This is a genomic window from Ruegeria sp. O6 (genome assembly GCF_056535045.1).
In genome coordinates this window covers 217,121-230,889 of sequence record NZ_JBQERM010000001.1, presented here as the reverse complement: position 1 = coordinate 230,889, position 13,769 = coordinate 217,121, and the positions used below count along the sequence as shown (strand labels likewise).

Sequence of the window (13,769 nt, the reverse complement as noted above, 5' to 3'; positions counted from 1 at the left end):
CATGAGCGCTAAGGACCGCCTGCCGCACGAAAAAGGATTTCACATCAGCTGGGACCAGATCCACCGCGACTCGCGCGCATTGGCGTGGCGTCTGGACGGGCAAGGCCCCGATGATGGCAGCTGGCGTGCTGTTGTGGCGATCACCCGTGGCGGCATGGCCCCTGCTATGATCGTCAGCCGGGAACTGGATATTCGTACCGTCGATACGGTCAGCGTCAAATCCTACCACCATCAAGCTCAGGGTGAGGCGGAAGTTCTGAAAGCACCCGATGCCAAGTTAATGGGCGACGGAACCGGAATTTTGATCATCGACGATCTTGTGGACAGCGGGAAAACCCTGGAACTGGTTCGAGAGATGTATCCGAACGCGCATTTTGCGACGGTTTATGCCAAGCCCAAGGGACGCCCTATGGTGGATACGTTCATCACCGAAGTCAGTCAGGACACATGGATCTTTTTCCCGTGGGATATGGCCCTTCAATATGTCGAGCCCTATCGGGGCACCGATTGAATTCAGATCAGTAGGCAGCACATGACGCTCAGCCGGACCGCCGCAACATTCGCGCCGCCAGTGATGGAAGCGCGCCGATGGCTCGAGGGCGTTACGTTCCCACCCGAACGCCCGCTGATCAACGTCAGCCAGGCGGCACCGGTTGACCCGCCGCCGCTGGCGTTGCGCGAGGCTATGGCCGAATTTACCGTGCGCGAAGACCATGCGCATCTTTATGGCCCTGTGCTGGGAAATAATGATCTTCGCGCAGAACTGGCTGCGCAGATCAGCGCGCATTACGCAGCAAGTGTTGAGGCATCTGAGGTTGCAATTACCTCAGGCTGCAATCAGGCGTTTTCAGCAGTGATTTCGGCCATCACCGGCGAAGGGGATGAGGTTATTCTTCCAACCCCATGGTATTTCAATCATAAAATGTGGTTGGATATGTCCGGTGTCCATGCAGTTGGCCTGAAGACCGGCGACGACTTACTGCCCGACCCTGAGCGCGCACGCGCGCTGATCACGGACAAAACACGTTCCATCGCTCTGGTCACGCCCAACAATCCCGGCGGCGTTGAATACCCGGCGGACCTTGTCCGCGCCTTCTTTGAGCTGGCGCGCGAAACCGGGATTCACCTAATCGTCGACGAAACCTACCGTGACTTCGACAGCCGCAGCGGGCCGCCACATGACCTGTTCCAACAACCAGACTGGGATCAGACGCTGATCCACCTTTATTCCTTCTCTAAGGCCTACAGGCTGACGGGTCACAGGGTCGGCGCCATTGCAACGGGCCCTTCCCTTTTGGCTGAGGTCGAAAAGTTTCTTGACACCGTTGCCATTTGCCCTGGTCAGATCGGACAGTTCGCCGCGCTGTGGGGTATGCAAAACTTGTCGCAATGGTTGGCAGGGGAACGCGACGAAATACTCGACCGTCGTGCTGCCATCCTTGAGGGTATGCCCGCGCTGGAATCCGAAGGTTGGCGCCTTTTGGGACTTGGGGCGTATTTCGCCTATCTGGAGCATCCGTTTGACATTCCGTCTGACGAGCTTGCCCGGCGTTTGGTGCGTGAAGCCGGTGTTCTGTTATTGCCCGGTACCATGTTCATGCCCGCTCACCACCCGGACGGGAAACGGCAAGTGCGCATTGCCTTCGCCAACCTCGACCGCACAGGTTTGGGCCAATTGTTCAAACGATTGCAGGGCCTGTCCTTCTAAGCTTGCCCCCCGGCGGTGTGCGTCGTATTCAAGGCAGCAACCGACAGGGCAGAACGCTGCCGTAATAACAAGAGGGCACCATGGCCGCAGGCGCTAAAAGTCTTTCGAAAACCTTTGTCTGGATTCTGATGGGCATGCTGATGCTGGGGCTTGCGGGGTTCGGCGCGGTCAACCTGAGCGGCACAGTCCGTACAGTGGCGCAAGTTGGTGATGAAAGCATCTCGATCGATGATTTTGTCCGCGAGTTGCAGCGCGAGATCCGAGCGGTTGAAACGCAATCGGGTCAGCCCCTGCAAATGTCGCAGGCACGCGATCTGGGGCTGGACCGAAACGCGCTTGCCCGCCTGACGGCCTTGGCGTCGCTGGACAACGAGGTGAGCCAGCTTGGGATTTCCATAGGGGATGAAAACCTGCAAAAAGAGATCGTGTCTGTCCCGGCCTTTCAGGGCGTAGACGGCAATTTCGACCGCGAGGCATACCGCTTTCAGCTTGAACAGGTCGGCATGACGGATTCCGAGTTCGAGTCGGACCTGCGCAAAGAATCTGCCCGTACGATCGTTCAAGGTGCGATCATGGGGGGTGTGGAAATGCCCTCAACCGTGACAGACACAATGGCCAACTATATCGGCGCCCGTCGCAGCTTTACCGTTGCGACGGCAGGGGCCGAGGCATTGGAAACCCCCATGGCCGAACCGACTGACGCGCAGATTCAGACCTTCTATGACGAAAACGCTGAACAGTTCACCCTGCCCCGTACCAAACAGCTGACTTATGCGATTCTGTCTCCGGCCATGTTGGTGGACACGGTTGAGGTTGACGAAGAATCCCTTCGCAAGCTTTTTGAAGAGCGGTCGGACGAATATAATCAACCGGAACGCCGTCTGGTCGAGCGCCTGAATTTCCCGGATGAACAAGCAGCCAACGACGCCAAGGCGCAACTTGAGGTCGGCGGAACGACCTTTGAACAACTGGTTCGCGATCGTGATCTGGAACTTTCCGATATCGATCTAGGCGACCTGACACGTGAGGATCTGGGCGAGGCCGCCGACGCCGTGTTCGCGGCAGAGCTTGACGCCGTTGTTGGCCCTCTGCCTTCGGTATTTGGCCCAGCCCTGTTCCGTGTCAACGGATCCCTGGCTGCAAACAGCGTTCCCTTTGAGGAGGCCGAACCGGCCCTGCGCGAAGAACTGGCGACAGAACGCGCCCGCCGCCTGATCGAGTCTCAGTCCGAAGACATAAACGACATGCTGGCTGGCGGTGCGACCCTGGAAGAACTGGCAAGTGAAACCGAAATGGAACTGGGTCAGATCGACTGGACCCGAGACAGCGCCGAGGACATAGCGGCCTATGACGGGTTCCGCGCGGCCGCCGAAGCCGTGCAAGAAGGAGATTTCCCTGAAATCGCATTTCTCGAAGATGGATCGATCTTTGCCTTGCGCCTGAACGACGTTCTGCCGCGTCGCCCTGAACCGCTGGAAAGCGCACGCGACCGTGTCGCCGCTGCCTGGGTACAGGCAGAGACCAACAAAGCCTTGCTGGACAAAGCAAACGCCGCACTGAGCCAACTGGCCACTGATGGTGACTTCGCTGCGACTGGCCTGCCCTTCCGCGTTGAAAACGCACTGACGCGTACCGCGTTTCTTGATGACGTCCCCGCCAGTTTCATGAATGAAGTGTTTCAGATGGAACTCGGTGAGTTGCGCGTCATTGGTGGAAATGGTGCAGCCTTGCTGGTGCGTCTGGACGAGGTTCTGCCCCCCGAGGATTCCGACGAGCTGCGCCGGTTGCGCGACGCACTGGCAACGCAGATGGATCAGGCGCTGTCGCAGAATATTTTTGACGCATACGTACGGGACGCTCAGACCCGCGCCCGCCCGGTCGTGGATCAGCAGGCGCTAAACGCCGTGCAGGCGAGCTTTTAAGCGAGACCAAGATGGCCCTGACACCCGATTTCGATACCTTCGCACGCGCCTATGAAGCGGGCGAAAACCAGGTGGTTTACACACGTCTCGCCGCCGATCTGGACACACCCGTATCGTTGATGCTCAAACTGACGGGAGCGCAGAAAGATGCGTTCATGCTGGAGTCGGTTACGGGCGGTGAGGTGCGTGGCCGCTATTCGATCATCGGCATGAAACCGGACCTGATCTGGCGCTGTCACGGTGAAACGTGCGAGTTGAACCGCTCGGCGCGGTTCGACGCCGACGCCTTTGCTGCGCAGGACGGCAATCCGATGGACAATCTGCGCGCCTTGCTGGCCGAAAGCCGTATTGAACTGCCAGACGACCTGCCTCAGGCTGCCGCCGGATTGTTTGGATATCTGGGCTATGACATGGTCCGGCTGGTCGAATACCTGCCGAACGTGAACCCCGATCCGCTGGGACTGCCAGATGCGATCATGTTGCGCCCGTCTGTTGTCGCAGTATTGGATGGCGTCAAAGGCGAGGTGACGGTGGTTTCACCCGCCTGGGCCAGCGACGGTCAATCTGCCAAATCTGCCTATGCGCAGGCGGCCGAGCGTGTGATGGATGCGGTCCGCGATCTGGAACGTGCGATGCCCGCCGAAACCCGTGATCTGGGCGACGCGCGCGAAATTGCGGCGCCGGTGTCGAACTTCACCAAATCCGGCTATTTGGAAGCGGTTGAAAAGGCCAAGGAATACATCCGTGCTGGCGATATCTTCCAGGTAGTTCCAGCGCAGCGTTGGACGCAGGAATTTCCGCTGCCGCCTTTTGCGCTTTATCGTTCGCTGCGGCGCACCAACCCCTCGCCGTTTATGTTCTACTTCAACTTCGGCGGTTTTCAGGTCGTTGGGGCCAGCCCCGAGATTCTGGTGCGGGTGTTCGGCAGCGAAGTCACCATTCGCCCGATTGCAGGCACACGTCCCCGTGGCGCGACCCCCGAGGAAGACAAAGCGAACGAGCTTGACCTGCTGGCCGATAAGAAAGAGCTAGCCGAACATCTCATGCTTCTGGACCTCGGGCGCAATGATACCGGCCGCGTGTCCAAAATCGGCACAGTTCGCCCGACCGAAGAGTTCATCATCGAACGCTACAGCCATGTGATGCACATCGTGTCGAACGTGGTGGGTGAGCTGGCGGAAGACAAAGATGCGCTGGACGCCTTCTTTGCCGGGATGCCTGCGGGCACCGTCTCGGGTGCGCCGAAAGTGCGGGCGATGGAGATCATTGACGAGCTTGAGCCGGAAAAACGCGGCGTCTATGGCGGTGGTGTTGGCTATTTCAGCGCAGGCGGTGACATGGACATGTGCATTGCCCTGCGCACGGCCATCGTGAAGGATCAGAAACTCTATATTCAGGCTGGCGGCGGTGTTGTCTATGACAGCGACCCCGAGGCCGAGTTTATGGAGACTGTCCATAAGTCAAACGCCATTCGGCGCGCGGCGGAAGATGCCGCTCGGTTCACCGGAAACGGCAACAGTTAAAAAAACAAGGGCGGCTGATCAATTGATCACCGCCCTGTTTCAAGCTGTCACTGTACCTGTTTCATCAAGACGGCCGAGATCGGCGCCATCGCTACCCGGCTGCCGCGATCCTCAAGACCCCACAGCAACAGGGCCGAGATTGTCTCGGGCCGTACCCGCCCCAGCATGACAACGGTTCCTTCCTGACCCGCCCGGAACGCGGCCTGATCCAGGAACCGGCGCATGATTCTGGGATCCTGTCGCGCCCCATCGATATCGCGGAACACTACGCTGGACGGAATGCCATTGCGAACCGCCAGCTTCTGGACAGTGTTCAGCCCATTGTCCTGTGTGATCAACCCGCGTCCGGTTCCGGCGGCAATCGCCGCGACCTGATCGGCCAGCTTGCGATTTCCTTGAATGCCGCTGTTCACGCCTTCCAGAATACCCACTGTTTCAGGCAATGTATCCAGCCATACGGACAGGGAAACTTCGGCATCCTGCGCGCTTGCTGCCTCGGGCAAGTCCGCAAGGGCCAGAACTTCGAACCCGGCCGCGCGGTGCCGTGCCATCTTTTCCGCCGCATCCGGATCAGACGGGTTTACGGCAAAGCTGATCGGGTAAGGGAAATCCTGCAACGCTTCGGCACCGAATGCGCCTTCGTCATCAATCAGAATGATCGACATCAGCGGCTTAGCTTCCGGGTTCTCGAACTTGGCGGCAAAACGTTCAATCGGTTTTTCCGCAGATGGCTGTTCGGAAATCGCCTGTTCTGCAACAGGCTCATCATCTCGTTCCGTCAACGGCAGGATACGTTTTCCGACGATCGAACTGGTACTTTCTTCCTGTTCTCCCCCGATCTGAGGCAGCGCAGCAATGCGCGGAAGCTCGCGGGGCAAGGTGTCTTCATCCCCTTCCACCGCAATCGGACTGCTTTCAAATGAATTATCAGTCGTGGCGTCATTTGTTTGTGGATCAGCCTCGACCTGTGGCAACGGATTTGGTTCGGGCTCAAGAACTGCGACCTCGGTTGTGTCGGACTCGATCGGCGGTGTGGGGGTTTCATCAATTACAACCGGCAACGACTGTTCCTGCTGAACTGCGGGCACCTGGCTGGGCTCGGGCGGCGCAGCGGGGGCTTCGGTCATGACAGACACTTCGGTCGCCACCGTTGCAGTGGGCTCGTTCGGGGCCTCAGCCGCTTTACCAACCTCGGGCTGCGGCTCGGATGACGCTTCCAGCCCGGACAGGTCGGCCAGATCTTCGCTGGCATTATCGGCGGCTTCTGGCGCACGCGGGGCCAGTTCCACCAGATCGGCATCAGAAACGTCCTCGGCAAGTTCACTAGGCGCCTCTGGTGTTTCTGAAATCGTCGGCGCTGGTGCTTCGGTCGCAACAACCGGCGTATTGACCATCGGCGTGTTGAGCGACACGACCGCACCCAAGATCAAAACAACGATCGCCCCTGCGACCATTCCTCCGAAAAATCCGCCCATATTTCCTGCCTTTCGCCTCTTTTCCCTGCCTCGCCCTGCTCTGCGCCATCTGGTGTGGCGCTCGGTCAATTGGAGGCGTCAGAAACCGTATGTCCTCTTGACGCTGCCGCCCAAGCCTGAGCATGTATGTGCGGACATTATACCGTGGCCCGGGGTTGCATCGCCAGCCCGAAATGCCCAAGCGAAGATAAGTGCCCATATGCTGCTGCTGATCGACAACTACGACTCGTTTACCTACAATTTGGTACATTATTTGGGCGAACTTGGTGCCGAAATGGTCATTCGCCGCAATGATGCGCTGGATGTACAGGAAGCAATGGCCATGAACCCGGCTGGCATCTTGCTAAGCCCCGGCCCCTGCGACCCGGATCAGGCGGGCATCTGTCTGGCTCTGACCGAAGCGGCGGCCGAGACCAAAACACCCCTTTTGGGGGTTTGTCTTGGGCATCAGACCATTGGACAGGCGTTCGGTGGCAAGGTGGTTCGGTGCCACGAAATTGTGCACGGCAAAATGGGCATCATGCACCACACCGGAAAAGGCGTCTTTGCTGGCCTTCCATCGCCCTTTGAAGCCACACGCTACCATTCGCTGGTGGTCGAGCGTGAGACGCTGCCCGACTGTCTTGAGATCACAGCCGAGCTGGAAGACGGCACGATCATGGGGCTGCAACACAAGGAACTGCCTATTCACGGTGTTCAGTTCCACCCTGAATCGATTGCTTCCGAGCATGGTCACGCCCTTCTCAAGAACTTCCTGCAAGAACTGAAAGTCCCCGCATGAGCGACGCGCTGAAACCGTTGATCGGAGCAGCCGCCGATCGTCCGCTGACCCGTAAAGAGGCCGAGACCGCCTTTGGCATCCTGTTCAACGGCGAAGCCACGCCAAGCCAGATTGGCGGGCTGTTGATGGCCATGCGTACAAGGGGGGAAACGGTTGATGAATATGCCGCGGCCGCGGCTGTGATGCGCGCCAAGTGCAATGCCGTGCGGGCGCCCGAAGGGGCGATCGACATCGTTGGCACGGGCGGAGACGGGAAAGGCACCCTGAACATCTCGACCGCGACTGCATTTGTCGTCGCAGGTGCTGGCGTGACAGTCGCAAAACACGGCAACCGCAACCTAAGCTCCAAATCCGGCGCAGCGGATGCACTGGGGCAAATGGGTATCAACGTTATGGTTGGACCACAAGTTGTTGAAAGTGCTCTGAAAGATGTCGGTATCGGTTTCATGATGGCACCGATGCATCACCCGGCTATTGCGCATGTTATGCCCTCGCGGCAGGAACTGGGAACGCGCACGATTTTCAATATCCTGGGCCCGCTGACCAACCCTGCCGGTGTCAAACGGCAACTGACGGGTGCCTTTAGCCGCGAGCTGATCCGCCCCATGGCTGAAACACTAGGCTTGCTGGGGTCAGACCGCGCGTGGCTGGTACACGGATCGGACGGGACAGACGAGTTGACGATCACCGGTATCAGCTGGGTCGCCGCTTTGGAAGATGACGTGATCAAAGAGGTCGAGCTGCACCCCGAGGATGCTGGCCTGCCTGTGCACCCTTTCGAAGACATCCTCGGCGGAACCCCTGAAGAGAACGCCATCGCATTTCGTGCGCTGCTGGACGGCGCCCCGTCCGCGTATCGTGACGCAGTGTTGCTGAACTCTGCCGCGGCATTGGTTGTCGCTGATGCGGCAAGTGATCTGCGCGAAGGTGTGGCCATGGCCGCCGAGAGCATCGACTGCGGTGAAGCCAAAAACAAAATTACGGCCTTGGCCGCCAAGACTCAGGAGGCCGCATGACCGAAACCGTTCTGGACAAGATCAAAGCCTACAAACTGGAAGAAATCGCAGCAGACAAGGCTCAGAAGTCCTTGGAAACGCTGGAAAGTGAAGCACGTGCCGCTTCGGAAACCCGCGGGTTTGCCGCAGCGCTTCAAGCTGCGTCCCGGCAAGGTTACGGCCTGATCGCTGAGGTCAAGAAAGCCAGTCCCTCCAAGGGTTTGATCCGGCTTGATTTTGATCCGCCTGCCTTGGCTAAGGCATATGAAGAAGGCGGTGCTGCGTGTTTATCCGTGCTCACCGACACGCCCAGCTTTCAGGGTGCCAAGGAATATCTGACACAAGCGCGTAACGCGACATCTCTGCCCGCTTTGCGCAAAGATTTCATTTATGACCCTTATCAGGTGGTTGAGGCACGTGCTTTGGAAGCCGACTGTATTCTGATCATCATGGCATCCGTCAGCGATGATCAGGCAGCCGAGTTGGAACAAACCGCTTTCGATTGGGAGATGGATGTTCTGATTGAGGTGCACGACGAAGCCGAGCTTGAACGCGCAGCCCAACTGAAAAGCCCATTGATTGGCATAAATAACCGCAATCTCAAAACCTTCGAGACCACTCTTGATACAACACGACGCCTGTCCAAACTGGTACCGGCAGACCGTACTATCGTGTGTGAAAGCGGGTTGGGCAACCCGGAAGATTTGCGGGATATTGCGCGCTATGGCGCCCGGTGCTTTTTGATCGGCGAAAGCCTGATGCGCCAGGACGATGTCGAAGCGGCCACCCGCCACATCCTGTCCAATCCGCTTATCCCCGGAGTGATGTGATGCCGCTGACCCATTTCGATGCTCAAGGTCAGGCGCACATGGTCGACGTCTCGGGCAAAGAGGTCACAGATCGCATAGCCGTAGCTGTAGGTCACGTGAAAATGGCGCCGGAAACCTATGGAATCATTTCAGAACAACGCGCAGCAAAGGGCGATGTTTTGGGCGTTGCCCGCCTGGCCGGTATCATGGGTGCAAAGAAGACGCCGGATCTGATCCCGCTCTGCCATCCTTTGCCAGTGACCAAGGTTGCCGTTGAACTGACCCTCGACCCGGATCTGCCGGGTGTTCAGATCGAAGCGACAGTCAAGACGTCAGGTCAAACCGGAGTTGAAATGGAGGCCCTGACCGCCGTTTCCACCGCAGCCTTGACTGTGTACGATATGACCAAAGCCGTCGACAAAGCGATGGAAATTGGCGGCATTCATGTAAGCCTCAAAGACGGCGGAAAATCAGGGCGTTACGAGGCGAAATGATTACCGTCGAAGAAGCGCGCGCCCTGCTGTTCGATCTTGTCGGCCCTCTACCTTCGGAACAGGTTCCACTGGCCCAGTCCGCGGGACGTGTTCTGTCGCACGCGGTTGTGGCAACGCGCGACCAACCTCCTTTCGCCGCATCTTCGATGGATGGCTATGCCGTCAAAGCCGACGAAGTCGAGCTTCATGCCATGTTCAAAGTGGTGGGCGAATCCGCTGCGGGTCGTCGTTTCGACGGCTCGGTGGGCCCCGGTCAGGCCGTGCGTATATTTACCGGCGCTCCGGTTCCCGATGGCGCGGATTTCGTTGTGATTCAGGAAGATACCGACCGGCGTGGCGATCTGATCACGATCACAGACCACCCCGGCCCCAAAACGAACATCCGCCCTGCCGGTGTGGATTTTATGGCAGGCACGCCCATCACGGCACCGCGTTTGATCCGCGCCGAAGACGTTGCCCTGATGGCTGCGATGAATATCGCGTGGGTCCCGGTCTCTCGAAAACCCGTCATTGCTCTGATCTCGACCGGCGACGAACTTGTTATGCCCGGCGAAGAACCGGGACCGGACCAGATTATCGCGTCTAACACGTTTGGATTGCGGGCATTACTTGAAGGGCTCGGTGCTGTGGTTCGTGTCCTTCCGATTGCACGGGACACGGTTTCATCGCTTGAGACTGCGTTTGATCTGGCGCGAGGGGCCGATCTCGTCGTGACAATTGGCGGCGCGTCGGTTGGTGACTACGACCTTGTGTCTGATGTATCGCAGGGCTTGGGGATGGATCGGTCTTTCTACAAGATCCGAATGCGCCCCGGAAAACCCCTGATGGCTGGTCGCATTGGTGGCACCGCGATGGTCGGACTTCCGGGAAACCCGGTCAGCGCGATGGTCTGTGGCTACCTGTTCCTTGCCCCGATGGTGCGCCGGATGTTGGGGCTGGAAATGGTTCTGCCGCCGTTTCGGTCTGCCCGCTTGACCGAACCACTGACAGAAAATGGCCCGCGCGAGCATTACATGCGCGCGGTTCTGGGCGAAACGGGTATCCGGGCCTGTGCAGATCAGGACAGCTCTCTCCTTAGCGTTCTGGCGCAGGCGAACGCCCTTTTGGTCCGTCCCCCGAACGATCCCGCCCGCAAGACCGGGGAAACGGTTCAGTACCTGCCGATCTGAACTTCGCCCAAATTTATTGACACAAAACGTGAACATGCGTAGAACAAAAGAAAACGCATGAGCGACGAGGTATGAGCGATGCTGACCAAGAAGCAATTGGATTTGTTGAAATTCATCCAAAAACGCGTGCAGGCGGACGGTGTTCCACCCAGTTTTGATGAAATGAAGGCCGCGCTTGATCTTCGGTCGAAATCCGGCATTCACAGGCTGATCACTGCGCTGGAAGAACGCGGCTTTATCCGTCGCCTCGCGCATCGTGCCCGCGCGATTGAAATCGTAAAGCTTCCCGAAAGCCTAGGCGGTGAACCAACTACCGGATTTTCACCCCGCGTGATCGAAGGCGACCGACCCAAAGGCCCCCGCCCGACCAATATTGAGCCGGTTGCTGTGGACGCGCTGGAATTGCCGGTGATGGGCCGGATCGCGGCGGGTGTCCCCATTGAGGCGATCAGCCACGTGTCGCATCACGTGGCGGTCCCCGGCCCCATGGTGTCCGGGAAGGGCCAGCACTATGCGCTTGAGGTTCGCGGCGACTCGATGATCGACGCGGGCATCAATGATGGGGATGTGGTTGTCATCCGCGAAACCGCGACTGCTGATAACGGTGATATCGTGGTTGCACTGGTAGAAGATCAGGAAGCAACGCTGAAACGATTTTTCCGCCGCGGCAACGCTATCGCTCTCGAAGCGGCCAACCCGGCTTATGAGACGCGCGTTCTTCCCGAAGAAATGGTCAAGGTTCAGGGTCGCCTAGTCGGTCTGATCCGGACCTATTAATCTTGCTTCAAACGACGGTCCCCGGCGGGCTTCGGGGACCAGAGCCGTTGGCCTGTCAGTTCTGCGCTGGAAGTCAGCTTTCCGTCCGACAATGACAGGCTGCCGGTTTCGCTCAGGTGATCCGGATCGAAGATGGCGCACGCGCCCGCAAGGGGCAGCGCGACCGTCGAAACAATGATCTGGTTGTGTTTGCATTCGTCGAACGCGCGCGCAGCCTTTTTGCCCGAAATATGGATGATTTCCATATCCTGATAAGGGTATCGCTGAACGGTGCTGCTATCCGGCCATCGGCCTGCTGCCGCAATCTGATCAACACCGTCACCGTCATTCTCCAGCCAGACGCTGGCGACAAACCCACTGCCTTTGCTTTTACTCAGGGCCCGACCCTGAGAGGTCATCACGCCGACCAACCCCCCGTTTTCTGCAATCAGAACATCTGGCCTGTGGCCCGAATTCCAAAGCAAAAATGAAAGAATGACGGGCCCGACCCCGTACCAACGCGCGCGCCCTTGCCACAAGGCCAGCCACAAAGCCCCAACAGCAACAAGTGGCAATACATACCAGGGCGGACTGACTACAAAACCCTGAGCACCGCCGAGATGCGACACCCAGTTTGACACCCACAGGATCCAACGCAGAGCCCAGCCCATAACGGTCAGCGGGACAGCCTCCAACCCAAATGGGGCCGCCAGTGCGGCGACAACTGCCGCAGGTACAACAACAAGGCCCATCACGGGCACGGACAGCAGATTCGCCAGCAATCCATAGTGAGACATCGTATTGAAATGCGCAGCGCCAATTGGGGCCGTGGCAAGCCCGGCCATCGCCGAGGACATAACCACGCCAGCAATCGGCTTTAACCAATTCGGGCCCGGTAACGGACCCACCTTTTGCAATGCGCCGAAGACGGCGACCAAGGCTGTCGTTGCTGCAAAGGACATCTGAAACCCCGGGCTCAGCAGCGACTCGGGCCAAAGAACCAGAACGATCAGCGCAGCAACAGAAACCGCACGCAACGAGATCGCACGCCTGTCGATCAACACGGCCCCCAGCATGACACTGACCATGACATAGGCGCGTTCGGTTGCGATATTCCCGCCGGACAACAGTAAATAAAGCGTTGCCGCGATCAGCGCGAACACAGCCGCAACTTTTCGAACAGGTAGCCTCAATGCCACGTAGGGGATCAGTGACAAACCAATGCGACAGGCCACAAAAACAAAACCCGTCAGTAACCCCATGTGAAGCCCGGAAATGGCAAGCAAATGCGCCAGGTTCGACGCGCGCAGGGACAAGAGCGTCTCTTGCCCCATACCACTGCGATCACCTGTGGTGACGGCAGCAGCAAACCCACCGATTTCTCCGGGCAGGATTTGTTTCACTCGCCGCGATATCGCCATTCGGATTGCGGTAATCCGAACACCGCCAATACCGTCTTTGGCTGGCGCAATCGTCAAAACAGGAACGCGGGTATACCCGACTGCACCCAGCCCCTGAAACCAGGCATGGCGACGAAAATCGAACCCTCCAGGTTCAACCGGGCCCTGCGGCGGCGAAAGATGCGCTGTGGTCATGATCCGTTGCCCAGGCGCAAATGGGTCTGTCGCGCCATGAACAGAAAGACGGATGCGTCGCGGCCTGCGCTCATTCGGTACGTCCCCTACGCGCACCTGATCGAGCGTCAACCGCAACGCATCCGAGGCAGACCGATCCATGGCGACGACCCTCCCCTCGACAGGGCCATAGTACCGCCAGGACAGAACCGGTTCTGCCACCATATGGGCGCGAGTACCTGCCAGTATGACACCGACCGCAATCAGCGCCCCCCCGGTCGCTAACGTTCCCACCCCCGGTGGCAGCCGGCGGCTTAAGGCAAAAAGAGCCAGGAACAAGCAAAACAGACCTGCGTATACCGGCCAGCCGGGCTCGCTCCGGGCACCGAAATAGAGACCGATCCCCGTTGCCAGCATGACTGGCGTCCACGGAAACAGGTACCCTGTCTGGTGCAGCAGCGCGGCCTCGACCCGTGCAAGAACACGCATGGTTGCCCCCGTCCTTCGGGCTCGTTAGACAGGCGTCAAACTATGCCAGATACGGTTACCAAAAGGTTAATCCT

General features: G+C 58.6%; 12 protein-coding genes. 10 read left to right on the top strand and 2 right to left on the bottom strand.

The window, feature by feature from the left end; genetic code table 11:
• Position 1 precedes the first annotated feature (1 nt).
• The 4 genes from gpt to trpE all read left to right on the top strand — a co-directional run bounded on the left by gpt (position 2) and on the right by trpE (position 5,153).
• Positions 2 to 511, top strand: coding sequence for a xanthine phosphoribosyltransferase (gene gpt / locus ACR0DY_RS01135; RefSeq protein WP_267365342.1), 510 nt, complete (start codon positions 2 to 4; stop codon positions 509 to 511).
• A gap of 21 nt (positions 512 to 532) precedes the next feature.
• Positions 533 to 1,708, top strand: coding sequence for an aminotransferase (locus tag ACR0DY_RS01130; RefSeq protein ID WP_480485529.1), 1,176 nt, complete (start codon positions 533 to 535; stop codon positions 1,706 to 1,708).
• An 80-nt stretch (positions 1,709 to 1,788) separates the two neighbouring features.
• Positions 1,789 to 3,630: a peptidyl-prolyl cis-trans isomerase gene (locus ACR0DY_RS01125; RefSeq protein WP_480545548.1), complete on the top strand. Its 1,842-nt coding sequence runs from the start codon at positions 1,789 to 1,791 to the stop codon at positions 3,628 to 3,630.
• An 11-nt stretch (positions 3,631 to 3,641) separates the two neighbouring features.
• On the top strand, positions 3,642 to 5,153 hold the full coding sequence (gene trpE, locus ACR0DY_RS01120; protein ID WP_480545547.1) for an anthranilate synthase component I: 1,512 nt from the start codon (positions 3,642 to 3,644) through the stop codon (positions 5,151 to 5,153).
• A gap of 47 nt (positions 5,154 to 5,200) precedes the next feature.
• Here trpE and ACR0DY_RS01115 read toward each other — a convergent pair whose 3' ends face one another.
• Positions 5,201 to 6,628, bottom strand: a complete 1,428-nt coding sequence (locus ACR0DY_RS01115; protein WP_480485525.1) for a divergent polysaccharide deacetylase family protein — start codon at positions 6,626 to 6,628, stop codon at positions 5,201 to 5,203.
• A gap of 199 nt (positions 6,629 to 6,827) precedes the next feature.
• Here ACR0DY_RS01115 and ACR0DY_RS01110 point away from each other — a divergent pair, with 199 nt between their 5' ends.
• From ACR0DY_RS01110 to lexA, 6 genes are all read left to right on the top strand, one after another.
• Positions 6,828 to 7,409 (top strand): anthranilate synthase component II, encoded by a 582-nt coding sequence (locus tag ACR0DY_RS01110; protein ID WP_480472961.1) that lies wholly within the window; start codon positions 6,828 to 6,830, stop codon positions 7,407 to 7,409.
• Positions 7,406 to 8,425 carry an anthranilate phosphoribosyltransferase gene (gene trpD / locus ACR0DY_RS01105; protein ID WP_480897687.1) on the top strand — a complete coding sequence of 340 codons (1,020 nt, stop codon included), beginning with the start codon at positions 7,406 to 7,408 and terminating at the stop codon, positions 8,423 to 8,425. Before ACR0DY_RS01110 ends, trpD begins: the two co-directional genes overlap by 4 nt.
• Positions 8,422 to 9,234, top strand: coding sequence for an indole-3-glycerol phosphate synthase TrpC (trpC, locus tag ACR0DY_RS01100; RefSeq protein ID WP_480480774.1), 813 nt, complete (start codon positions 8,422 to 8,424; stop codon positions 9,232 to 9,234). Before trpD ends, trpC begins: the two co-directional genes overlap by 4 nt.
• A complete protein-coding gene (gene moaC / locus ACR0DY_RS01095; protein ID WP_267364518.1) occupies positions 9,234 to 9,707 on the top strand; it encodes a cyclic pyranopterin monophosphate synthase MoaC in 474 nt (157 codons plus the stop codon). The genes trpC and moaC overlap by 1 nt, the downstream gene beginning before the upstream one ends.
• Complete coding sequence (locus ACR0DY_RS01090; protein WP_480480772.1) at positions 9,704 to 10,876, top strand: molybdopterin molybdotransferase MoeA; 1,173 nt, start codon at positions 9,704 to 9,706, stop codon at positions 10,874 to 10,876. Before moaC ends, ACR0DY_RS01090 begins: the two co-directional genes overlap by 4 nt.
• Before the next feature lie 78 nt (positions 10,877 to 10,954).
• Positions 10,955 to 11,653 (top strand): transcriptional repressor LexA, encoded by a 699-nt coding sequence (lexA, locus tag ACR0DY_RS01085; protein WP_480480770.1) that lies wholly within the window; start codon positions 10,955 to 10,957, stop codon positions 11,651 to 11,653.
• Here lexA and ACR0DY_RS01080 read toward each other — a convergent pair.
• Positions 11,650 to 13,695 (bottom strand): ComEC/Rec2 family competence protein, encoded by a 2,046-nt coding sequence (locus ACR0DY_RS01080; RefSeq protein WP_480480768.1) that lies wholly within the window; start codon positions 13,693 to 13,695, stop codon positions 11,650 to 11,652. The two genes, lexA and ACR0DY_RS01080, sit on opposite strands and share 4 nt — an antisense overlap.
• Positions 13,696 to 13,769 lie beyond the last annotated feature (74 nt).

Coding starts and splice junctions, on each gene's coding strand:
- gpt (WP_267365342.1), top strand. CDS start 2: ATGAGCGCTAAGGACCGCCTGCCGCACGAAAAAGGATTTCACATCAGC.
- ACR0DY_RS01130 (WP_480485529.1), top strand. CDS start 533: ATGACGCTCAGCCGGACCGCCGCAACATTCGCGCCGCCAGTGATGGAA.
- ACR0DY_RS01125 (WP_480545548.1), top strand. CDS start 1,789: ATGGCCGCAGGCGCTAAAAGTCTTTCGAAAACCTTTGTCTGGATTCTG.
- trpE (WP_480545547.1), top strand. CDS start 3,642: ATGGCCCTGACACCCGATTTCGATACCTTCGCACGCGCCTATGAAGCG.
- ACR0DY_RS01115 (WP_480485525.1), bottom strand. CDS start 6,628: ATGGGCGGATTTTTCGGAGGAATGGTCGCAGGGGCGATCGTTGTTTTG.
- ACR0DY_RS01110 (WP_480472961.1), top strand. CDS start 6,828: ATGCTGCTGCTGATCGACAACTACGACTCGTTTACCTACAATTTGGTA.
- trpD (WP_480897687.1), top strand. CDS start 7,406: ATGAGCGACGCGCTGAAACCGTTGATCGGAGCAGCCGCCGATCGTCCG.
- trpC (WP_480480774.1), top strand. CDS start 8,422: ATGACCGAAACCGTTCTGGACAAGATCAAAGCCTACAAACTGGAAGAA.
- moaC (WP_267364518.1), top strand. CDS start 9,234: ATGCCGCTGACCCATTTCGATGCTCAAGGTCAGGCGCACATGGTCGAC.
- ACR0DY_RS01090 (WP_480480772.1), top strand. CDS start 9,704: ATGATTACCGTCGAAGAAGCGCGCGCCCTGCTGTTCGATCTTGTCGGC.
- lexA (WP_480480770.1), top strand. CDS start 10,955: ATGCTGACCAAGAAGCAATTGGATTTGTTGAAATTCATCCAAAAACGC.
- ACR0DY_RS01080 (WP_480480768.1), bottom strand. CDS start 13,695: ATGCGTGTTCTTGCACGGGTCGAGGCCGCGCTGCTGCACCAGACAGGG.